General features: G+C 52.7%; 20 protein-coding genes. 16 read left to right on the top strand and 4 right to left on the bottom strand.

All coding sequences use genetic code 11. From position 1 onward, the window contains the following. Positions 1-12 precede the first annotated feature (12 nt). From ACW44H_RS10750 to moaE, 8 genes are all read left to right on the top strand, one after another. Entirely contained in the window at positions 13-558 is a 546-nt protein-coding gene (locus ACW44H_RS10750) for an adenine phosphoribosyltransferase (protein ID WP_113269662.1), read from the top strand. A 5-nt stretch (positions 559-563) separates the two neighbouring features. After that, entirely contained in the window at positions 564-1,043 is a 480-nt protein-coding gene (gpt, locus tag ACW44H_RS10745; RefSeq protein ID WP_113269663.1) for a xanthine phosphoribosyltransferase, read from the top strand. 2 nt (positions 1,044-1,045) lie between these two features. Next, positions 1,046-1,729, top strand: a complete 684-nt coding sequence (gene ung / locus ACW44H_RS10740) for a uracil-DNA glycosylase (protein ID WP_196238090.1) — start codon at positions 1,046-1,048, stop codon at positions 1,727-1,729. 93 nt (positions 1,730-1,822) lie between these two features. Then, the gene (upp, locus tag ACW44H_RS10735; RefSeq protein WP_113269665.1) at positions 1,823-2,452 is read left to right on the top strand and encodes a uracil phosphoribosyltransferase; all 630 of its coding nucleotides are present in this window, start codon (positions 1,823-1,825) and stop codon (positions 2,450-2,452) included. Positions 2,453-2,539: 87 nt separating this feature from the next. Further along, entirely contained in the window at positions 2,540-3,772 is a 1,233-nt protein-coding gene (locus tag ACW44H_RS10730) for a uracil-xanthine permease family protein (RefSeq protein WP_457504452.1), read from the top strand. An 84-nt stretch (positions 3,773-3,856) separates the two neighbouring features. Then, positions 3,857-4,393, top strand: coding sequence for a molybdopterin-guanine dinucleotide biosynthesis protein B (gene mobB, locus ACW44H_RS10725; RefSeq protein ID WP_457504450.1), 537 nt, complete (start codon positions 3,857-3,859; stop codon positions 4,391-4,393). Between the two features lie 94 nt (positions 4,394-4,487). Next, a complete protein-coding gene (gene moaC, locus ACW44H_RS10720) occupies positions 4,488-5,285 on the top strand; it encodes a cyclic pyranopterin monophosphate synthase MoaC (protein WP_457504449.1) in 798 nt (265 codons plus the stop codon). Positions 5,286-5,299: 14 nt separating this feature from the next. After that, positions 5,300-5,755, top strand: a complete 456-nt coding sequence (gene moaE / locus ACW44H_RS10715) for a molybdopterin synthase catalytic subunit MoaE (RefSeq protein WP_457509001.1) — start codon at positions 5,300-5,302, stop codon at positions 5,753-5,755. Here moaE and ACW44H_RS10710 read toward each other — a convergent pair. Continuing rightward, on the bottom strand, positions 5,752-7,344 hold the full coding sequence (locus ACW44H_RS10710; RefSeq protein ID WP_457508999.1) for a ribonuclease J: 1,593 nt from the start codon (positions 7,342-7,344) through the stop codon (positions 5,752-5,754). The genes moaE and ACW44H_RS10710 overlap by 4 nt on opposite strands. A gap of 242 nt (positions 7,345-7,586) precedes the next feature. On the opposite strand from ACW44H_RS10710, the gene purU reads away from it, so the two are divergent. Both purU and ACW44H_RS10700 read left to right on the top strand, forming a co-directional pair. Further along, positions 7,587-8,441, top strand: a complete 855-nt coding sequence (gene purU / locus ACW44H_RS10705; RefSeq protein WP_113269669.1) for a formyltetrahydrofolate deformylase — start codon at positions 7,587-7,589, stop codon at positions 8,439-8,441. A gap of 24 nt (positions 8,442-8,465) precedes the next feature. Continuing rightward, positions 8,466-9,137 (top strand): energy-coupling factor ABC transporter permease, encoded by a 672-nt coding sequence (locus ACW44H_RS10700; protein WP_113269670.1) that lies wholly within the window; start codon positions 8,466-8,468, stop codon positions 9,135-9,137. An 8-nt stretch (positions 9,138-9,145) separates the two neighbouring features. Here ACW44H_RS10700 and lexA read toward each other — a convergent pair whose 3' ends face one another. Continuing rightward, positions 9,146-9,823 (bottom strand): transcriptional repressor LexA, encoded by a 678-nt coding sequence (gene lexA / locus ACW44H_RS10695; protein ID WP_113269671.1) that lies wholly within the window; start codon positions 9,821-9,823, stop codon positions 9,146-9,148. 278 nt (positions 9,824-10,101) lie between these two features. Between lexA and ACW44H_RS10690 the strand changes: the two genes are divergently transcribed. From ACW44H_RS10690 to ACW44H_RS10675, 4 genes are all read left to right on the top strand, one after another. Next, the gene (locus ACW44H_RS10690; RefSeq protein ID WP_113269672.1) at positions 10,102-10,779 is read left to right on the top strand and encodes a TetR/AcrR family transcriptional regulator; all 678 of its coding nucleotides are present in this window, start codon (positions 10,102-10,104) and stop codon (positions 10,777-10,779) included. Next, positions 10,757-11,308 carry a L,D-transpeptidase family protein gene (locus ACW44H_RS10685; RefSeq protein ID WP_457504448.1) on the top strand — a complete coding sequence of 184 codons (552 nt, stop codon included), beginning with the start codon at positions 10,757-10,759 and terminating at the stop codon, positions 11,306-11,308. The genes ACW44H_RS10690 and ACW44H_RS10685 overlap by 23 nt, the downstream gene beginning before the upstream one ends. An 85-nt stretch (positions 11,309-11,393) precedes the next feature. Beyond that, complete coding sequence (nagZ, locus tag ACW44H_RS10680) at positions 11,394-12,425, top strand: beta-N-acetylhexosaminidase (protein WP_457504446.1); 1,032 nt, start codon at positions 11,394-11,396, stop codon at positions 12,423-12,425. 47 nt (positions 12,426-12,472) lie between these two features. Then, complete coding sequence (locus ACW44H_RS10675) at positions 12,473-13,051, top strand: hypoxanthine-guanine phosphoribosyltransferase (RefSeq protein ID WP_113269674.1); 579 nt, start codon at positions 12,473-12,475, stop codon at positions 13,049-13,051. Between the two features lie 20 nt (positions 13,052-13,071). On the opposite strand, the gene ppsR is transcribed toward ACW44H_RS10675, so the two are convergent. After that, positions 13,072-13,905, bottom strand: a complete 834-nt coding sequence (gene ppsR, locus ACW44H_RS10670; protein WP_457504444.1) for a posphoenolpyruvate synthetase regulatory kinase/phosphorylase PpsR — start codon at positions 13,903-13,905, stop codon at positions 13,072-13,074. 323 nt (positions 13,906-14,228) lie between these two features. Between ppsR and ppsA the strand changes: the two genes are divergently transcribed. After that, positions 14,229-16,604, top strand: a complete 2,376-nt coding sequence (gene ppsA, locus ACW44H_RS10665) for a phosphoenolpyruvate synthase (RefSeq protein WP_457504442.1) — start codon at positions 14,229-14,231, stop codon at positions 16,602-16,604. Between the two features lie 115 nt (positions 16,605-16,719). Then, positions 16,720-18,510 (top strand): gamma-glutamyltransferase, encoded by a 1,791-nt coding sequence (gene ggt / locus ACW44H_RS10660; protein WP_457504441.1) that lies wholly within the window; start codon positions 16,720-16,722, stop codon positions 18,508-18,510. A gap of 9 nt (positions 18,511-18,519) precedes the next feature. Here the strand turns inward: ggt and ACW44H_RS10655 are convergent, their stop codons facing one another. Next, positions 18,520-20,463: a glycerophosphodiester phosphodiesterase family protein gene (locus ACW44H_RS10655; protein WP_457504440.1), complete on the bottom strand. Its 1,944-nt coding sequence runs from the start codon at positions 20,461-20,463 to the stop codon at positions 18,520-18,522. Positions 20,464-20,465: the final 2 nt, after the last annotated feature.

The following is a 20,465-nucleotide window of genomic DNA, read 5'->3' as shown; positions in this document are numbered from 1 at the left end:
ATGAGAGACGCGATGAGCATCTACGGCGACTACATTAAGTCCGTTATTCGCACGGTTCCCGATTGGCCTGAGCAGGGCGTGAATTTTCGTGATATTACCCCTTTGCTGCAAAATAGCGCTGCCTTTCGCAAGTTGATCGATAGCTTCGTACACCGCTATCAAGAAATGAACCTGGATGCCATCGCGGCGATTGATGCCCGCGGTTTCATTATCGGCGCGCCACTAGCTTACGAATTGGGATGTAGCTTTGTGCCGGTGCGTAAGAAGGGCAAGCTGCCGTTCAAGACTATTAGCGAGACTTATACGCTGGAATATGGCCATTCTGAAGTTGAGCTACATTCAGATGCTTTCCAGAAAGATGATCGTATCCTGCTAATGGATGACTTGATCGCAACCGGCGGTACTATGCTGGCCGCGGCCAACCTTATCCAGCGCAGCGGTGGTCAGGTAGTGGAAACCGCGACTATTATTGATTTGCCAGAGCTGGGCGGCTCTCAAAAAATTCGCGATGCGGGCTACAGTGTGTTCGCCGTTTGTTCTTTCAACGAAAACGAGTAATCCCTATGAGCAGCGATCGTTATCATCAACATTTCACTGTCTCCTGGGATCAGCTGCACCGTGATGTTCGTACCCTTTGTCATCAAATGATCGAACGCGATTTTAAAGGCATTGTGGCGATTACTCGTGGCGGTTTAATTCCTGCTGCGCTCATCGCACGGGAACTTAATATCCGCCTGATCGATACTGTCTGCATCAAAAGCTATGACCACATGGATCAGGGTGGCCTGGATATTATGAAGGGCGTCGATCATGACGGTGAAGGCTGGTTGCTTGTTGATGATTTGGTGGATACCGGCAAAACGGCTCGTGCGGTACGCAAGATGCTGCCTAAGGCCCATTTTGTCACTATTTATGCCAAGCCGGATGGTCGCCCTTTAGTGGATCAATACCTGACAGAAGTCGCTCAGCAGTGCTGGATTCAATTTCCTTGGGATATGGGTATTGCTTACGTTGAGCCACTTGTCGACCAAATGAAGAGGTAATGATGAATAACCCACTTCCCGAAGATTGGCGTCAGTGGTTGGGTAATGAATTTCAGGCTGATTATATGTTAGCGCTGAAAGAATTTTTAGCGGAGCAGAAAGCCGCTAAAAAAACCATTTATCCGCACTCATCTCATTGGTTTCGTGCCTTTGAATTGACCCCTCTGAAGGAAGTGAAAGTTGTCATTTTGGGGCAAGATCCCTATCACGGCCCCCATCAGGCGCACGGCATCAGCTTTTCCGTGCAACCTGGTGTAAAAGTGCCGCCATCCTTGGTCAATATCTATAAAGAGTTGGCAACTGATGTAGGTTTTAAACCGGTACAGCACGGCCATTTAGAATCATGGGCAAAGCAAGGTGTCCTACTGTTAAACACGTCTTTAACAGTGGAGCAGGGCAACGCTGGCTCTCACCGCGGCAAGGGGTGGGAGACGTTCACCGACCGTGCAATTGAAACCGTCAGCGAACACGCGCCTCCCAGTGTATTTCTCCTTTGGGGAAGCCATGCGCGCCAGAAGAAAGCGCTGATTGACCAAAGGCGCCATTTAATCCTTGAGGCTCCGCACCCGTCACCGCTCTCCGCGCATCGTGGTTTCTTCGGTACACGGCATTTTTCCCAAGCAAATCAATTTCTACAAGCGCAGGGAAGAGCACCCATCGATTGGCAATTGCCGGAAAACCCTTAACCTCGCCAGTGGTTGTGGGTAGAATATGCGCAATTTTGCGCCTAGCGATATACCCCAGGTTGCCATTCTAACGCCCTGCAGTGAGGAAGTCCTATGAGTGTTTACGCCATTAACCATCCGCTTGTTCAACATAAGCTGGGACTGATGCGCGAAGTTGATTTGAGCACCAAGAGCTTTCGTGAGCTGGCAGGTGAAGTCGCCAAGCTGTTGACCTACGAAGCAACCAAAGGCCTGGAGCTAGAGGATCATGAAATCCAGGGGTGGAATGGAGAGCCGATTGCAACGCGGCGACTGAAAGGGAAAAAAGTGACCGTCGTGCCAATTTTGCGCGCTGGGCTTGGCATGCTTGAAGGCGTAACGGACTTGATCCCTAGTGCACGCGTCAGTGTCGTTGGGCTATACCGCGATGAGGAGACGCTTCAGCCGGTTCCTTACTTCGCTAAGTTTGCCAATGATATCGAAGAGCGTATGGCGATCGTGATTGATCCGATGCTGGCAACCGGAGGTTCAATGGTGGCCACGCTAGATATGCTGCGGGAGCGCGGCTGCGAACATATGAAGGTCATTGTCCTGGTTGCCGCTCCTGAAGGAATTAAGCGGGTGCAGGACGCTTACCCCGATATCGAAATTTACACTGCTTCGGTCGATGATCGACTCGATGAAAATGGTTATATCGTCCCTGGGTTAGGGGATGCTGGCGATAAGATCTTCGGAACGCGCTAAGCGTCCTTTTTAATCTTGCCCCTTACGCTTTGCGTTAGGGGCATTTTTTTGCACACCCTTTATCTAAAAATCACTAGGAATTCTCTGATGCGTGAAGCTACCAGCCAGGCTGAGTCGTGGCCAAAAGTAGTGTTAACCGGTGCACAAATGCTGTTTGTAGCGTTTGGGGCTTTGGTATTAGTGCCCCTTTTGACTGGCCTTGACCCCAGTGTCGCCCTCTTCACCGCCGGTGCTGGTACGTTGATATTTCATGCAGTCACTAAGCAGACCGTGCCCGTTTTTTTGGCTTCATCGTTTGCCTTTATTGCGCCTATTCAAGGGTCGGCGGCGAGTTTCGGCGTGTCGGCCACGATGGGGGGCCTAATGGCGGCAGGGTTAGTGTATGTGGCTATCTCGCAAGCGGTGCGATTAAAAGGAACCGCATGGCTGCATCGCTTACTGCCGGCCGTGGTGGTCGGACCGGTCATTATGGTCATTGGCTTGGCGCTTGCGCCTGTAGCGGTCAGCATGGCAACAGGTGAAACCAGTGACAACATAGGTTATGGTTCGGCGATTTTTCTCTCCATGAGCAGCTTGCTAGTCACGCTGGTGCTGGCCGTTTTTGGGCGTGGTCTAATACGCCTAATCCCGATTATGGGCGGTATTGTCACCGGCTACGTTTTAGCACTAGTGATGGGAGTAGTGGACTTTACGCCAGTGCGCGAAGCGGCATGGCTTTCAGTGCCCAGTTTTACCGCACCTAGTTTTCACTGGGCCGCTATCCTATTTATGATCCCGGTCGCCATTGCCCCGGCGGTGGAGCATATTGGTGACATGGTGGCGATAGGGTCGGTGACCCGCAAAAACTATCTGGAGAAACCCGGCTTACATCGCACCCTGTTAGGCGATGGGTTGGCTACCAGCGTGGCTGCGCTGTTCGGCGGGCCGCCCAATACGACTTATTCTGAAGTTACTGGAGCCGTTACGCTGACTCGAGCGTTCAACCCCAAGTACATGGTCGTGGCAGCGATTATTGCGATTGTGCTCGCATTTGTGTCTAAGCTTGGCGCGCTACTGCAAACCATTCCTGGCCCGGTGATGGGGGGTATCATGACGCTGCTATTTGGCTCTATTGCAGTCGTTGGTATGAACACGCTTGTACGCGCAGGGCAATCGCTGACAGCACCCCGCAATTTAGTGGTCGTCTCGCTGATATTGGTATTCGGAATTGGCGGTATGCAGTTTGGTGGCGGTCAGTTTACGCTGCAAGGCGTGAGCTTGGCTGCGCTCGTGGGGATTGTGTTGAACTGGCTGTTGCCTCAGGAAAAAGAGGGCGAGTGACGTCGTCCTCTTTAGCGCTTGTGCATTGTGTGCATGGTATCGTTGACAGGATAGCGCTCAAATAGAATAAGGAGTGCCGGCTGTATGGCTAATGAACTAACCGCATCCTTTCCCATTCTGGGGATTGCCGCCTGGAGTGGTACGGGTAAAACGACGCTACTAGAGCAACTGCTGCCACGCTTGCGCGAGCAAGGTTTAAAAGTGGCTGTCATTAAACATGCGCATCATTCGTTTGATGTCGATCAGCCAGGTAAAGATAGTTATAAGCTGCGCAGTGCCGGCGCGGCACCGGTTTTAATAGCCTCCCGCCAGCGCTTTGCGTTAATGCAGGAGACCCCCGGCCTTGAAGAACCTGATTTAGCCCAGTTAGTGGCCATGATGGCGCCGCATAATCCAGATTTGGTGATTGTCGAAGGCTTTAAAGAGTGGCCGATTGCTAAGCTGGTGCTTTACCGTGAAGGCATTGGGGACCAGGCCATTTTAACCGGCCCATGGGTTAAGGCGGTCGCGCTGAATGCGCCAACGCCTATCAATTTGGCCACTGGGGTGACTCAGTTAAACCTTGACGATAGCGACGCAATAGCGCGCTGGATAGTGGACTGGGTAAGCACGAAAAAGTAACACGCTTGCTTTAAGGGCCGTGCAATTAAGAACTCTGCCCATAAGAACTCTGCGCTCATAAGTACTCTGGCTTCCAAAAGGAAAGGTGACCAACATGCATCTAACCCACCTCAACACACGTGGCGAAGCCAATATGGTGGATGTCGGCGATAAACAAGAGACACGCCGCGAAGCGGTCGCCTCGGGACGTATTGTCATGCAGCCTGAGACGCTGAAGCTGCTTAGTGAAGGTGGCTTGCCCAAAGGGGATGTACTGGCCACTGCGCGTATTGCGGGTATCCAGGCAGCAAAGCGTACCCATGAGCTGATTCCCCTCTGCCATGCATTAGCACTGTCAAAGGTATCGGTTGAATTCGAGATCGACATGGCTGGGTCTTGTGTTCATGTAACCTCTTTGTGCCGCTTGAATGGCCGCACCGGCGTTGAAATGGAAGCGCTTACCGCCGTCTCGGTGGCCTGTTTGACTCTTTATGATATGTGCAAAGCGGTCGATAAAGGCATGTGTATAGAGGCCATTCAACTCGACAGTAAACAGGGCGGCCAGCGCGGTGATTACCAGCGCATGAGTGTGCAGGCGCCAATTGTCACTGGTGATGGTATGTCGGGAGAGGTTAGTTTAGGTGAGCGTTGCCCGTCACCCTGCGTGCGGGTTAAGTTTTTGGCCGAATTACGCGAGCGAGTAGGCGAAAGCGAAGTGATCGTCGGTCTGGATCAGCTTACTAGCCGCGATATCAGTGGTTTAAAAGCAGCGCTGGCTGAGCGCGATGGTCGGTTCAAACTGCTTACCGATCAGCGTACGCTATGCGCCATTAACCAAGTGATGGCAAACGATGATGCACTAGTGACCGACGATGATGAGGTGGCGTTTTTTCCACCGGTCACAGGGGGCTGAGTGTGAATACTAAGATGGATATTAAGGTGGCGATTCAAGCAGCGCCTTTCTCGATGAGTTATGGGTATGACGATGCGCTAGCAGGACGCAGTGATGTTGGCGCAGTGGTGAGTTTTACCGGATTGGTGCGTGATTTTAACGAAACACCTGACGTGACAGGATTAACGCTAGAGCACTATCCAGGAATGACCGAGCGCACCCTGACCGACATAGGTGAACAGGCATGGCAGCGCTGGTCGTTACAGGCAGTGCGTATTATCCACCGGGTGGGTTATCTTGGGCCGGGCGACCCGATTGTGCGCGTACTGGTTGCCAGCGCCCATCGCCGTGAAGCGTTTGAAGCCTGCGATTTTATAATGGACTTCCTAAAAACCCAGGCGCCTTTCTGGAAAAAAGAGCACTCTACTCAAGGCGAGTACTGGGTTAAAGAGCGGCATTCCGACCAGCAGGACGCGGCGCGCTGGGCCTAACGACTGGAGAGCTCAGGCATTTCTGCGGCCATAATTTGTAGGTGCACGCCGGGCAGGTGCTGCATATGTTCTGCTAGCCAGTGAATTAGGCGAGGCTGTAACGCATGGCGCAGATCGGCAAGCGTATCAGCAGCAATTTCATCAAGCTGATCATCTAGCCAGTCGCTAAAGCTATCTTCATCCAGCGGGCTAGCACCTGATGCGTCCAGCATCAAACGACCGATACGCGCCCAGCCTGTGGCTGTGGCTGTTACTGGCAGTGCCAGGTACAAGCTGCCATGGCGAGTCGTACTGGCGTCGCTCACTTCCAAGCCGGGATGAGGCACTACACTGTTTTGGCTGACAATACAGGGCGGCTGTGGGTATCGTGCTTCGCAGCGTAATCCATGACTATCAAAGCAGATTAGATCGCCGTTGACGGGTGTCAACGGAGCACTAATGCCTAGCTGGCCAGCAATCGACTGATGAGCCTGCTGATGGCGGGCTTCGCCATGCACAGGCATAAGATGTTTTGGCCTAACCCACTGATAAAGCTTAATGAGCTCGTCTTGAGCGGGATGTCCGGTGGCGTGCAGCTCAGGGTGATTGAACTCGTCATAGATACTGACACCTAGATGCGTTAAGCGCTTTTTGAGTTGCTCAATAGGACGCTCGTTGCCTGGAATAGCTTTAGCCGAAAATATGACGTTATCGCCTGGTTGAAGATCGACAAAAGGATGACGTCCCTGAGCAAGACGCTGTAGCGCGGCGCGGGGTTCGCCCTGGCTGCCGGTAGCAATAATCACTACTTCATTGGGGGGTAAATACCCAAGGTCATGATTGGGTACCAGCGGCGGTAAATCATCCATATAGCCAAGCCCGCGGGCGACACTGACCATGCGCTCCATAGAGCGGCCCATTAAGCTAATACGGCGACCAGACTGTTGGGCTGCGCGTCCTATTGCAAGCACTCGGGCAAGGTTGCTAGCAAAACAAGAAACTACCACACGGCCCTGGCAGTTGCTGAGGGTCTTTGTGAGTGCTCGAGCAACATCCCCTTCACTGCCAGAGTGACCAGGCATAGGGGCGTTGGTGGAGTCGCCCACGACTAAATCAATGGGGGCAAGCGCTTTGAATTGGGCTGCGTTCATCGGCATGCCAATGAGTGGCTCGGGATCGAGTTTCCAGTCACCGGTATGTAAAATGCGATAGCCACCGGCCATCATCATCAGCGCACAGCTTTCGGGAATTGAATGCGTTAAAAGTAAATAGCGCAGCGTGAACGGGCCACTTTCTAACGCCTCGCCCGGTTCGATGACCTGGATAGCGGCGCTGCTGAGTTGATGTTCAGCAAATTTAAGCCGTAACAGCCCTGCCGCAAGCGGGGTGGCATAAATGGGACAGTTCCACAGCGGCCATAGCCAAGCAACAGCGCCAATGTGATCTTCATGTCCATGAGTGATAAACAGTGCTTTCGGCACGATGCCCAGTGCCTTCGGTGTATCAACATTGGGCACCTGGAGCGGCGAGTCGGGGAGGTCTTGGCGAATCATCATGCCGCAGTCAACGGCAATCCAGTGATCGTCATAGCCGTATAGCGTTAGATTCATACCAATCTCACCGCATCCCCCCAGCGGCAGCATGCGCAGCGGCGGACGACGACGGGGACGAATTTGAACGCGTGGTGAATGCATTAGTTATGAAAAGCCTAAAAAGTAGTGCCTTAACTATACGGGAAGGCAGGGGCGGCTAACAATCATCCATGGCCTTCCGATACACTATGCAGTCTGGTTAACATCCTAAGCCGCTGGTTTGTAATAATTACCTTAGAAGCAGGTCAAGAGTAGCTCACATGTCTCATTATTATCGTTTAGTTGTGTCCTGTCCTGATCGGGTGGGTATTGTTGCGCGAGTATCGAGTTTTATTGCCCAGCAGGGTGGGTCCATCACTGAAGCAAGTCAGCATTCAGATTTAGAAACTGGCTGTTTTTTTATGCGTTACGAAATATTGGCGGATTCCGTGGGCATGTCGATAGAAGCGTTACGTGTTGCATTTGAACCGGTGGCCAGCGAATTCAATATGCAGTGGTCACTGGTCGATACCCAGAAGCGACGGCGAGTGGTGCTAATGGTGTCGCGAGAGTCGCACTGCTTGGTAGATCTGCTTTATCGCTGGCAAGCGGGTGAGCTGGATTGCGATATTGTCGGTGTTATTTCTAACCATGACGATATGCGTTCACTGACTGAATGGTATGGCATTCCCTACCATCATGTTCCGGTTGATCCTGAAAACAAACAGGCGTCGTTTGCGAAGGTACAGGTTGAAATTGACAATGCGCGTGCTGATTGCATCGTGTTGGCGCGTTATATGCAAATTTTGCCACCTGAATTATGCACGCGTTATGCGGGGCGAGTAATTAATATTCATCACAGTTTCTTACCCTCGTTCGCTGGCGCTAAGCCTTATCACCAGGCTTACCAGCGGGGAGTTAAACTGATTGGAGCTACCTGCCACTACGTAACGGAGGAACTCGACGCAGGTCCTATCATCGAACAGGATATTCATCGCGTTAGCCACTGTCATACGCCCACCGATTTAGTACGCTTCGGCCGTGATGTGGAGAAAGCGGTGCTCGCTCGGGGATTGCGGTGGCATTTAGAGGATCGGGTACTGGTCCATGGCAACAAAACTGTGGTGTTTAGTTAATAGTTATTGAACCGAGAGGCCACCATGTCATTTGCGCAAAGTGTATTAGCGCCCTGGATGCTGCTGCTTACCTCGCTCCTCTCGTTAGGAGTTGTTGCTTGGGTAATTAGTCGGCGGCCGTGGCAGGCCTTGAGGGGAGACGTCGCGCTTCAGCACCGTTGGCTAGGCGCGACGCTGGCGGTGGTGTTGATGTGGCAACTGCGTGCTCAGGCGGTTGATTGGCTAACGTTGCACCTGGTCTTTACGGTATTGCTAACACTTGTGTTTAAGGCGCCCCTAGCGCTGATCAGTAACGTACTTATCAATATTGCTATGGTATTGATCGGTCGCAATGAGTGGATGCTGCTGGGAGCTAATATTCTTGTCACCGGAATAGTGCCTGCTGCGATCATTGGCACGGTATGGCGGTTGGTAGATCGGCGCCTACCGGATAACCTGATGGTATTTCTTTTTGTCTGCGGCTTTTTCGGCTCTGCATTGGCAACGCTGGGAGGAGGGTTAGCTGCAGTGTTGCTGATAGTCGTCGCGGGTACTGATCCTGATGCTGTCTATTTGGCTCAGGAGTATGCGCGCTTCCTACCGCTATTAATGCCATCCGAGGCGTTACTAACCGGCATGTTGCTTAGTATTCTGCTAGTTTACCATCCTGATTGGGTGGCCACTTTCAATGACCACCGCTATATCGACCTGCAGTAACGCCTGTTTTAGCCGAGCGCCTGCCCGTTACCACCGCGAATGACACCGACGCCGACGCCTTCGATATCGAGTGACTGGAAGCGCAGATCTATTTCGATTGGCGCAAAGTCGGAATTTTCTGCAAACAGGGTTACCTGATGCCCCTGGCGTTTGAAGCGTTTAACGGTCACTTCATCCTCAAGACGAGCCACCACGATCTGTCCATCACGTACCCGCTCGGTGCGGTGAACTGCCAACAAGTCACCTTCTAAGATGCCGATATCTTTCATTGATAAACCACGTACACGCAGTAGGTAGTCAGCTTTTGGGGTGAAGTATTCTGGTGGTAATGGGCAGTAGCGATCAATATGCTCGGCGGCCAGTATAGGGCTGCCTGCCGCCACTTCTCCAATCACCGGTAGCCCTGTGGGCAGCGGCTCTACATTGGAGGGTACGGTTGTGGTGGCACTATCCAGGGCTTCTTGGGGCTCTTGGTTGGGCAGGCGGATGCCGCGAGAGGTATTGCGGATAATGCGAATAACCCCCTTGCGCTCAAGTGCGCGCAGGTGTTCTTCAGCCGCATTAGGAGAACGGAAGCCAAGCGCTTTAGCAATCTCGGCGCGCGTAGGAGGGTAGCCAAATTCGCCCATGGTCTTAACGATAAAATCAAAAACATGCTGTTGACGAGCGGTTAGCGGACGCGACATACCAGACTCCATAATTTGTAAATTGATAGTGAATTGACAGTAACAAGATAAACGTCGAATTAATCGATAAGTGTTTAAGTATACAGTATGTTCCTCTGTCCAGTATATGGCCTGTCAATCCTCATTTTCTCTACGCGGGCAATTTTAGTCATCGTTTTAAACTAAGTTTTTGCTTATACAAGACGCCATATTTCATTAGTAAATCAAGCGTTGAGCCTGCCAAGTTTATAGAATAGTATTTTGCTATGTTTTAAACACTTGTTTCCCTGGAGAGCGCTATGGCTCAGTCTGATACGGTGACCCGTATACTCGATACCGCTGAAGTGCTGTTTGCAGAGCGTGGTTTTGCTGAAACCTCGCTGCGCAACATCACTAGCAAAGCGCGCGTCAACTTAGCAGCCGTGAACTACCATTTTGGCTCTAAGAAAGCCTTAATACAGGCTGTGTTTTCTCGCTATCTAGATCCTTTTACAGTGCGTTTTCACACCGCGCTTGATGAGCTTGAAGCCCAGCATAAAGGGCACGTTGTGCCGCTTGAAACGTTACTCGAAACAATGGCAACAACCGTCCTGGCTGTGCCGGCTGAACGCAATAGTCTCAAAGTATTCATGCGCTTACTAGGACTGGCCTACAGCCAAGCACAAGGGCATCTTCGACGCCATATTCAGCAAGAGTATGGCGATGTGTTTGCCCGTTTCACGGAGCTTGTGCGTCAGGCGACACCAGACCTGCCTGACGCGGAACGCTTTTGGCGACTACACTTTATGCTTGGTACCGTGATATTTACTCTGTCAGGACTCGATGCATTGCGAGATATCGCGGAAAAGGATTATCACGAGCAGGTCACTGTGCGGGATTTAGTAAGGCGGTTGCGTCCGGTGGTAGTTGCTGCCATGAATGCACCGTTACCTCCTGCCCTCGAAGAAGGAAAACATGCGAACGCCCAAGCTAGCTGAGCTACCTCCAACTGAAAACATCTGGTTGGAGATTGATACCAGTCAACAGCTACTGCGCTGCTGGCGGGGCGCGAAAGTGCTTCATGAATACGCGATCTCTTCCGGTGCCGCCGGTAATGGAGAGCAAAATGGGAGTGGTAAAACACCCCATGGTTGGCACTATGTACGAGCCGCTATTGGTGCTGATAGACCGGAGAATGCCGTTTTTCGGGGCCGACGCTGGAATGGTGAGGTATTTTCACCTGCGCTAGACGAGAGTCATCCAGGACGTGACTGGATTTTAACCCGTATTTTGTGGCTTTGCGGGTTAGAAAGGGGAGTGAACCGCGGAGGCCAGGTAGACTCTCAACGGCGCTATATCTACCTGCACGGTACGCCACCTGATCAGCCGATGGGTGTTGCTGCTTCCCATGGCTGTATCCGTTTACGTAACAGTGATTTGCTGACTATCTTTTCGTTAGCAGTGCCGGGTACCCCGGTTTGGTTGCATGGCGGTCGGCAGTGTTTTGACGAACCAGGCTGTGACTGACAGCAACAACCGTTAATGTGTCTCAGATTTTGACTCTGCTAGACGATCGTCTAGAATCATCGCCCCTTTTAATGGACCTATCACGATGACTCAACCGTTAGGCCCGGTCATGCTGGACCTTGAAGGCCCTAAATTGACGGCTGCAGAAAAGCGCTTACTACTTGAACCGACGGTAGGGGGCGTTATTTTATTTGCCCGTAATGTCGAGAATGGCTATCAGGTTCGCCAACTCTGCAGCGATATTCGCCGTGTGCGTGCTGATTTACTGCTGGCAGTCGATCAAGAGGGCGGACGCGTTCAGCGTATTAAAGAAGGGTTGACCCGTCTTCCTGCCATGGCGCGCATTGGCGAGCGCTATCGCGACAATCCCGAGGATGGCTTGGCGTTAGCAAAAGATGCTGGGTGGTTATTGGGAATGGAAATGGCCGCCTGCGGGTTGGACTTAAGTTTTGCTCCCGTACTGGATGTTGAAAGCGGTGTCTCAAGTGTTATTGGTGATCGCAGTTTTAGCAGTGATCCCCAACACGTAGCGCAATTGGGCAGCGCGTTTATTCAGGGCCTACACGATGCAGGTATGGCGGCGGTGGGTAAGCACTTCCCTGGCCATGGTGGGGTAGCCGCAGACTCTCACATCGCACTGCCGGTGGATGACCGTCCGCTAGAGGATATTAAACGGCATGACCTGATACCCTTTGCCCAGCTAGCCACACAGCTAGAAGGCGTGATGCCTGCGCATGTGATTTACAGTGCTTTCGATAAGCGCCCAGCAGGATTTTCACCTAGTTGGCTCGGTATGTTGCGCGAATCGCTGGGGTTCAAAGGCTGTGTGTTTTCCGATGACTTAAGCATGGCGGGCGCCCACGAAGCGGGCGATCCTAAAGCGCGCGCTCAGGCGGCGCTAGCGGCAGGCTGCGATATGCTGTTGGTATGTAATGATCGTGCTGCCGCGCTAGAAGTGATGCTGGCGTGCCAGGGCATTGAGACCAAACGTCCCGCTAAACTGCGCTATAGTCGTGCGCGCCCTGATTTAGACGCGCTGAGTGCACTGGGCCGTTGGCGTCGTGCTCACGCTAAGCTGGAAGCGCTGGCGAACCAGTCAAAACCCAGCGCTATTTAACCACTGTTGCAGCAAATAAAGTTTATAACCCGCCCTGGAGTTGGTAGATGTCAAAGTTGGATAAAGAGGCGTTAGAGTCGCTAGACTCAATGCGTGAGTTGATGGATAACGCCGACTGTTTAATTTCACAACAAGAGGTAGAACTGGCTCTTGATCGCATGGCGGAAGCAATCACTCGTGATTTAGGCGATAAACTGCCGGTTTTTTATTGTGTGATGAATGGCGGCTTGATTACGACAGGGCATTTGCTCACCCGGTTAGGCTTCCCGCTGGAAGTGGACTATCTACATGCCACCCGTTACCGCAATGAACTCCGTGGAGGTGAGCTTTTTTGGCGTGTTTCCCCAGAAGTACCCATGGCAGGCCGCCATGTGGTAATCGTTGACGATATCTTGGACGAAGGCGCGACACTGGCGGCCATTTTGGCTTACTGTGAAGAAGCCCAAGCCGCCAGTGTCACCACGGCTGTATTGGTCGATAAGCAACACGATCGCAAAGCAGTGCCCGGTTTGAAAGCCGACTATTGCAGCTTGAAAGTCGCCGATCGTTATGTGTTCGGCTTTGGTATGGATTACAAAGGTTACTGGCGCAACGCACCGGGTATTTTTGCGCCGAAAGGCATGTAATCACCCAGTGACTTATCGTATTAGCGGGGCGAAAAGCGCCTCGCTAAACCGGTCTCGGCAATCATTCGCGTAGAGATCTCCTCCACCGAAAAGCGTGTCGCATCGATAAAGGGAATATGCATGGTGCGGTAAAGCGATTCAGCCTGTTCCACTTCTTGAAGGCATTGATCCATCGAACTGTAGCGGCTATTGGGGCGTCTTTCATTGCGAATCGCCGACAAGCGCCGTGCATCAATCGTTAAGCCAAACAGTTTTTGACGATGAGGCACAAGTGCCTTGGGCAGCTTCAGCATTCCGTCTTCATCTAGATCATCTTCCGTCAGCGGATAGTTGGCTGCTCGAATGCCAAACTGTAGTGCCAAATAGAGCGAGGTGGGTGTTTTGCCGCAGCGTGAGACGCCCACCAGGATGATATCTGCTTTATCATATTGATGGGTGCGGGCGCCGTCATCGTTATCAAGCGCGAAGTGAACGGAGTGAATACGGTCCATATAAACGTCATCACTACCAATCGAATGAGTACGCCCCACGCTGTAGGAAGAGTGAGTGTCCAGCTCCTGTTCTAAAGGCTCTAGGAAAGTCGAAAAAATATCGACTTTGAAACCGGATGCCTGACGAATGACGTCGCGAATCTGCTGGTCGACAATGGTGTCAATGATAATAGGACGATGCCCGTCGCGGTCGGCCGTTGATTCAATGATCGCTGCTAACGCCTGAGCTTTTTCCAGCGTATCGATATAGGGCTTGGTCTGCATGTCGATTTCGACATCGCTGAACTGGGCCAGTAGGCTGCGCCCTAAACTTTCCGCCGTGATGCCGGTGCCATCTGAAATAAAAAAAGCCGTACGTTTCATGACAAAATCCAGTGATGATGAATGCGTCTATTGTGGGCCGAGCCTTTTGCCAGCACAACGTGGCATAGCAATTTACTGCGGCAACTTCGTCAGCGCGATACACATTTGATGAAAGGCGCTCGCACCTGACTACATAACCAGCCCAAAAAGCCCTACTGTTGTAAAAATCCTCCACTCTCTTCGCTATTAGACCAATGGCGAATAGTGGGGCGTGGTGCTAGGGTGTCTTGATTAATTATCCATGGCCCATGGTCTTATCGACTATGCATGGTTTTGGTAACTATGTCAGCGGCTGTGCCGGTGTCTATGAGCGAGGGGGTTACGTGGAAGAGTATATTCTGTGGTTCGATCAGTTGGGCATGTCGGACGTCGAACGCGTGGGTGGCAAAAATGCCTCGCTGGGTGAAATGATTTCCAATCTTTCAGGTGCTGGAGTGACGGTTCCTGGCGGCTTTGCCACCACTGCCCACGCTTATCGCGAATTTCTCTCCCATGAAGGGCTAAATGAACGTATCAACGCTACTCTTGCTCGTCTGGATGTAGATGATGTGAAAGCCTTGGCCGAAGCAGGGCGCAACATTCGCCAATGGGTTATCGATACCCCGCTTCCCCCCACGTTTGAAGCAGCCTTGCGTGAAGCGTATGGCCAACTTCAACAACAGCACCCGCAACTGAAAGTAGCCGTGCGCAGCTCAGCCACCGCGGAAGATCTCCCCGACGCCTCCTTCGCGGGACAGCAGGAGACCTTCCTGAATATCGAAGGCTTCGACAACATCAAACGCGCAGTGCACGAAGTTTTTGCCTCGCTGTTTAATGATCGTGCAATCTCTTACCGAGTACACCGGGGCTACGCCCACGAAAATGTCGCCTTGTCGGCAGGCGTGCAAAAAATGGTGCGCTCAGAGACCGGCGCGGCCGGCGTTATGTTTACTCTGGACACGGAATCTGGTTTTAAAGATGCCGTTTTTGTCACTGGCTCTTGGGGGTTGGGTGAAACCGTGGTGCAGGGCGCGGTTAACCCCGATGAGTTTTATGTACATAAACCGACACTCGCGGCAGGTCGTCCGGCGGTATTACGCCGTAACTTGGGGTCTAAGCTGATCAAGATGGTTTATGGCCAAGATGCCAGCGCCGGTAAATCGGTTGAAACCGTCGATGTGCCCCATGCCGACCGCGGCCGCTTCTGTATCAACGATCAGCAAGTGATGGACCTGGCCCGTCAGGCAATGACTATCGAACAGCACTACCAGCGGCCCATGGATATCGAGTGGGCGCTGGATGGTGATGACGGTGAGCTGTATATCGTACAGGCACGTCCTGAAACGGTGGTCTCTCAGCAGGAAGGGGGCAAGCTTGAGCGCTTCCAGCTACGCGAAAAGGGTCGCACATTGATTACCGGACGGGCAATTGGCCAACGCATTGGCCGGGGTACCGTTAAGGTAGTGTTAAGTCCGGATGATATGGACAAGATCCATGACGGCGATATCCTGGTCACTGACATGACCGACCCGGATTGGGAGCCGATCATGAAGCGTGCTTCTGCGATTGTCACTAATCGAGGCGGGCGCACCTGTCATGCGGCGATTATTGCCCGCGAGTTGGGCATTCCTGCGGTAGTGGGGTGTGGGGATGCCACCACTCAACTACAAGATGGGATCGACGTGACGGTGTCTTGCGCTGAAGGCGATGCCGGCAATGTCTATGAAGGCCTTCTGGAGTTTGATTGTAAAGTCTCCAGTGTCGATGCCATGCCAGAAATCCCTTTCAAAATCATGATGAATGTGGGCAACCCTGATCGCGCTTTTGGGTTTGCCAGCTTGCCTCACGCAGGTGTTGGTTTGGCACGCCTTGAGTTTATTATTAACCGCATGATTGGCGTCCACCCAAAGGCGCTGTTGGAGTACGATACGTTGCCTGTGGATTTACAGCAGGTAATCGATTTACGTACCGCAGGTTATACCGATCCAGTCAGTTTTTATGTGGATAAGCTGGTAGAAGGCATCTCTACCCTGGCGGCCGCATTCTACCCTCAGCGTGTGATCGTGCGTTTGTCAGATTTTAAGTCAAACGAATACGAAAATTTGATTGGCGGTAAGCTTTATGAGCCAGGTGAAGAAAATCCAATGCTGGGTTTCCGTGGCGCGTCACGCTACATTTCTGAGGCGTTCCGGCCCTGCTTTGAACTCGAGTGCCGTGCCTTGAAGCGGGTGCGTGAAGAGATGGGCTTCGAGAATATCGAAATTATGGTGCCTTTCGTACGCACAACCGATGAAGCGCGTGAAGTGGTAGAACTGCTGGCGGCGAACGGCCTGGAGCGCGGTGGCCCGACAGGGCTTAAAGTCATAATGATGTGCGAACTGCCTGCTAACGCACTACTGGCCGACGAGTTTCTGGAGTATTTTGACGGTTTCTCGATCGGCTCAAATGATTTGACCCAGTTAACGCTAGGTTTGGATCGTGACTCAGGTATCGTGGCGCATCTATTTGACGAGCGTAATGGGGCGGTTAAAAAACTGCTTGCGATGGCTATTCAGGCGTGTAAAGCAAAAGGTAAATATGTGGGTATTTGCGGGCAGGGCCCGTCAGACCATCCAGATTTAGCGAAATGGCTGATGGAGCAGGGCATTGACTCTGTATCACTGAACCCCGATGCGGTGTTGGAAACGTGGTTTATGCTCGCAGGACAAAAAATCGAGTAATCGCGTTCACCTTCAGTGATCGTTGTGCGCCCGGCCATTGTGCCGGGCGTTGCTGTTTTTATAGGCTACCCTTTGTGAGTGGTTTTTTATTTAAATTAACGTGGAGAGCGTTGAGATGTCCCCAAAAGCGGCTAAGTTCGCGCTACCTGTTCTGCTTGTGGCGCCGTTATATAGTTGGGGGTTTAGCTATGAGACTCCTGCTATTTCCCCAGAAAGTGAATCTGGCTATGAAGAGAAACCCGGTTGGGAGGCTGAGACGTTTGCAGTGGCTGCTGCCAATCCGCTAGCGACCGATGCTGGTTACCAAGTGCTGAAAGCCGGCGGTAACGCCATTGATGCGGCCATTGCAGTGCAAATGGTACTGAATTTGGTAGAGCCCCAGTCTAGCGGTATCGGAGGTGGGGCTTTTTTAATGCACTACGACGGCAGCGAAGTGCGCGCTTATGATGGCCGTGAAACTGCTCCCCAAGGCGTTAGTGGTGAGTTGTTTCTGGAAGATGGCGAGCCGCTTGAGTTTAACCAGGCGGTTGCTAGTGGTCTTTCCGTCGGTGTGCCAGGCACGCTGCGTATGCTTGAAAAAGCTCACGCAGAGCATGGTGAGTTGGCCTGGAAAGAGTTGTTTACGCCTGCCATTACCTTGGCCGAGGAGGGGTTTTCCGTTAGTAATCGGCTGCATACTAGCTTGGAGAGCGATGAGTATCTGCGCCGGGATCCGCTCGCAAGCCAGTTTTATTACAACGATGAAGGTGAGCCGATCGCGGTTGGAGAAACGCTTAAAAACCCGGCCTTGGCAGAAGTCTTTCGCCGCGTGGCAGCCCAAGGCAGTGCAGCTTTCTACGAGGGTTCCGTCGCAGAGGATATTGTCGAGCGGGTTCAGAATCATCCCGAGCGCCCAGGTAGTCTGGCGCTTGAGGATATAAATGGCTACGAGGCGCTTGACCGCGAACCGTTGTGCACCCCTTGGCAACAGTGGGAAGTGTGCGGTTTCCCGCCACCCTCATCAGGTCATCTCACCGTCATGCAGATATTGGGTATGCTTGATCAACAGTCGCTGCTTGAAGCCCCGTTGGATAATGGCGCCCCAAGCAGCACCTGGTTGCACCAGTTTCTTGAAGCCGCGCGCCTGGCATTTGCCGACCGTGGACGTTACATCGCCGATCCCGACTTTGTCGAGGCTCCGGGCGGCGATTGGTCATTGATGCTGGCCCCTGAATACCTTGAAAAGCGTAGCGAACTCATTGGTGAGATGAGCATGGGGGATAGCGCTGAACCGGGCAATCCCGGTGAGCTTGCGGTTAGTTGGGCCAGCCAGCCGAATCAGCCAGAATACGGTACTAGCCATATCAGCATTGTTGATGAAGACGGCAACGCGGTGTCAATGACCACTACTATTGAGCAGGCGTTTGGTTCACGCATTCTCTCGGATGGTGGGACAGGGTTGGCAGGTGGTTTCCTGCTTAATAATGAGCTAACCGACTTTTCATTCGTGCCTGAAGTGGATGGTGACCCCGTGGCGAATCGGGTCGAGCCCGGTAAGCGCCCGCGTTCCAGCATGAGCCCGACCCTCGTGTTCGATCAAGAAAGCGGAGAGCTAGTCGCCAGCTTGGGCTCGCCGGGAGGCGCTGCGATTATTCATTACACGGCTCGTACGCTCGTAGCGATGCGCGATTGGGGTTTGAATGCGCAGGAAGCATTGAACCTTCCCCATGCCATTACGCTGGGCGGAGAAGTATATGTCGAGGAAGACCGTTTTCCTGAGGCAACTCTCGAGGCGCTGCGCGAACGAGGCCACACGGTTAGCGAACGGGAGCTAACCAGTGGACTTCAAGCAATTATGCGCCTTGATGATGGCACTCTGTTTGGTGGCGCTGATCCTCGCCGTGAAGGCGTGGTCATGGGTGACTAGAAATTCGCTTTATTGGCGAAGCCAGTTGCGCAGCTTCACCAGCATTAGTGCCCCGTCGCTTAACTCCCGACGGTCGTGAATAAGCGCTGTTAAACGATCTGGGTAGTCGGTGATGATTGCATCGACACCCAGGTCAATTAACGCCGACATTCTGGCCCGGTCATTGACTGTCCAAGCGTGTATTTCGTAGCCATACAGTCTTGCCAGGCGAATTTCTCCTTGCGTTATTCGATTGTGTCGAAGGCCGAGTGCATCAAAGCCGCGACGATTCAGCGTGCCGGGCAAAATGAGCTGTGCCAGTAGCGTGACACGCAGCTCTGGCGCTCGAGTATTAATATGCTCAAGTAACAATGGCGACATGGTGGCCATGCGGGTGTCTAACAGCGCGTTGGGGAAGCCACAGTTGGCATAGCCATCGAAGGCATTGTGCTGGGTCGCCCAGCAGCGATATCGCACATCGCTTTCGGCATCTAGGGTATCTATTACTGCGTTGGCTAACGTTTGTTCCTGCCCTGGCAACGGTTTGATATCAATCATTAATCCCGCTTTTCCTCTAACGCGTTCGAGCGCTTCATCGAGGCCAGGAATGGCTTCGTTTTGGAAAGCATCGCCAAACCAGCTGCCCACGTCGAACTGGCTGAGTTGTTCTCTGGTTAGCTCGCCAAACTCACGGCTGTCGCCGGTCAGCCGCGCCATGCTGCGGTCGTGGTAAAGCATCACTTGCTGGTCACTGCTCAAGCGAACGTCTATTTCTATGTAGTGAGCACCATCAAGCAGTGACTGCTCCAGCGCGGCAAGGGTGTTTTCTGGAGCCACCATGGAGCTTCCACGGTGGGCGATCACTGCAACGTTGTCACGAATTTCAAAGCTATTCAGAATCCACCACGCTTGTAAGCCGGCGAAAACCAGCACGCTGAGCTCAACCGCCCAGGCAAGTCGTCCTGCGTTAGTATCTTCCGGTGGAGCCGCTGGGCGTGGTTCTTGATGAGCTAGCTGCATATACAAACAGGCAGAAAGCAGGGCATTGGCGGCAATACCAATAAACGTAATGGCGAGTGTTACCAGCACATAGCCCAGTAAATAGCTCAACATCGCCGGAATCAGCACTGCATTATGTTCGGGTAGCCACCACAGTAGGGGCGTGAACAGGCGGTCGAATAGCAGAGTGATCAGCAGTGGAAGGCTGATAATAATCAGCAGCAAGAGTAAAACCGCTGCACCAATAGAGCGCCGCCAGCCGCGCGTTAAACTAACGCTGCGCTTGAGTGCCTGCAATGGGCTGCATCTTTCCAGTGCTACCAAGGGCAGCGCCAGTAGCCAGCGTAGATAGAGCCATGAAGCTGCCCATATCCAGGCGATGACAAGTGGTAAGGCGCAGCCTATGAAATACCATAGGACGGGGGGGCGTACATGCTGTAAATAGTAGGGGTCAATACCCCCTAACCACTCATCATATAACCAGGCGAGCGCTGCCATGAAGGGCGCAAGCAGCAATAAGTGTGTGCCTACCTGAAGAAACACCAAGCCCGCCAGGGCGGGTAGTCGCCGAGTGCTCAACCAGAGTGCTTCAAGGGCTAAGCGATAGTGGTTGTCACGTGGTCTGACGGCGACTTGCAGCATGCCCGCCTGCTGCCAGTAAATAATTACAAATGTGAGTCCAAGCCCTACCAACATGCCCAACAATCCCAATGGGCTGAACAGTAAGGTAATCAGCTCATCATTAGTGACGACGGTACGGTTGAGTTGGGCAAGCAGCCCGCGAACTACCCAGGTGACCGCTGGCAGCAGCAAGGCTGAGGCGAGCAAGGTGAAAAACAGGTGGTAGGCGATCAGGGGTCGAAGATGATCGCGCAGCGTTCGTAGTAAGGCAGAGCCAAGATAGGTCAAAGGCTGCATTGTCATTAAACGGTAAGAGTGAAGCACCAGGGTGGCAGTTACCGCCACACCTGGCAAGG

This window comes from Vreelandella sulfidaeris Esulfide1, from assembly GCF_054072535.1.
The sequence above is the reverse complement of the archived record's forward strand: the minus strand, read 5'-3'. Positions and strand labels throughout refer to the sequence as shown.

Excerpts from the sequence above, each read along its gene's own strand:
- ACW44H_RS10700 (WP_113269670.1), top strand. The coding sequence starts at position 8,466 with ATGTCATTTGCGCAAAGTGTATTAGCGCCCTGGATGCTGCTGCTTACC.
- ACW44H_RS10685 (WP_457504448.1), top strand. The coding sequence starts at position 10,757 with ATGCGAACGCCCAAGCTAGCTGAGCTACCTCCAACTGAAAACATCTGG.
- gpt (WP_113269663.1), top strand. The coding sequence starts at position 564 with ATGAGCAGCGATCGTTATCATCAACATTTCACTGTCTCCTGGGATCAG.
- mobB (WP_457504450.1), top strand. The coding sequence starts at position 3,857 with ATGGCTAATGAACTAACCGCATCCTTTCCCATTCTGGGGATTGCCGCC.
- ACW44H_RS10730 (WP_457504452.1), top strand. The coding sequence starts at position 2,540 with ATGCGTGAAGCTACCAGCCAGGCTGAGTCGTGGCCAAAAGTAGTGTTA.
- lexA (WP_113269671.1), bottom strand. The coding sequence starts at position 9,823 with ATGTCGCGTCCGCTAACCGCTCGTCAACAGCATGTTTTTGATTTTATC.
- ACW44H_RS10690 (WP_113269672.1), top strand. The coding sequence starts at position 10,102 with ATGGCTCAGTCTGATACGGTGACCCGTATACTCGATACCGCTGAAGTG.
- moaE (WP_457509001.1), top strand. The coding sequence starts at position 5,300 with ATGGATATTAAGGTGGCGATTCAAGCAGCGCCTTTCTCGATGAGTTAT.
- ACW44H_RS10710 (WP_457508999.1), bottom strand. The coding sequence starts at position 7,344 with ATGAATCTAACGCTATACGGCTATGACGATCACTGGATTGCCGTTGAC.
- ggt (WP_457504441.1), top strand. The coding sequence starts at position 16,720 with ATGTCCCCAAAAGCGGCTAAGTTCGCGCTACCTGTTCTGCTTGTGGCG.
- ACW44H_RS10675 (WP_113269674.1), top strand. The coding sequence starts at position 12,473 with ATGTCAAAGTTGGATAAAGAGGCGTTAGAGTCGCTAGACTCAATGCGT.
- moaC (WP_457504449.1), top strand. The coding sequence starts at position 4,488 with ATGCATCTAACCCACCTCAACACACGTGGCGAAGCCAATATGGTGGAT.
- ACW44H_RS10750 (WP_113269662.1), top strand. The coding sequence starts at position 13 with ATGAGCATCTACGGCGACTACATTAAGTCCGTTATTCGCACGGTTCCC.
- nagZ (WP_457504446.1), top strand. The coding sequence starts at position 11,394 with ATGACTCAACCGTTAGGCCCGGTCATGCTGGACCTTGAAGGCCCTAAA.
- upp (WP_113269665.1), top strand. The coding sequence starts at position 1,823 with ATGAGTGTTTACGCCATTAACCATCCGCTTGTTCAACATAAGCTGGGA.
- purU (WP_113269669.1), top strand. The coding sequence starts at position 7,587 with ATGTCTCATTATTATCGTTTAGTTGTGTCCTGTCCTGATCGGGTGGGT.
- ppsR (WP_457504444.1), bottom strand. The coding sequence starts at position 13,905 with ATGAAACGTACGGCTTTTTTTATTTCAGATGGCACCGGCATCACGGCG.
- ung (WP_196238090.1), top strand. The coding sequence starts at position 1,046 with ATGAATAACCCACTTCCCGAAGATTGGCGTCAGTGGTTGGGTAATGAA.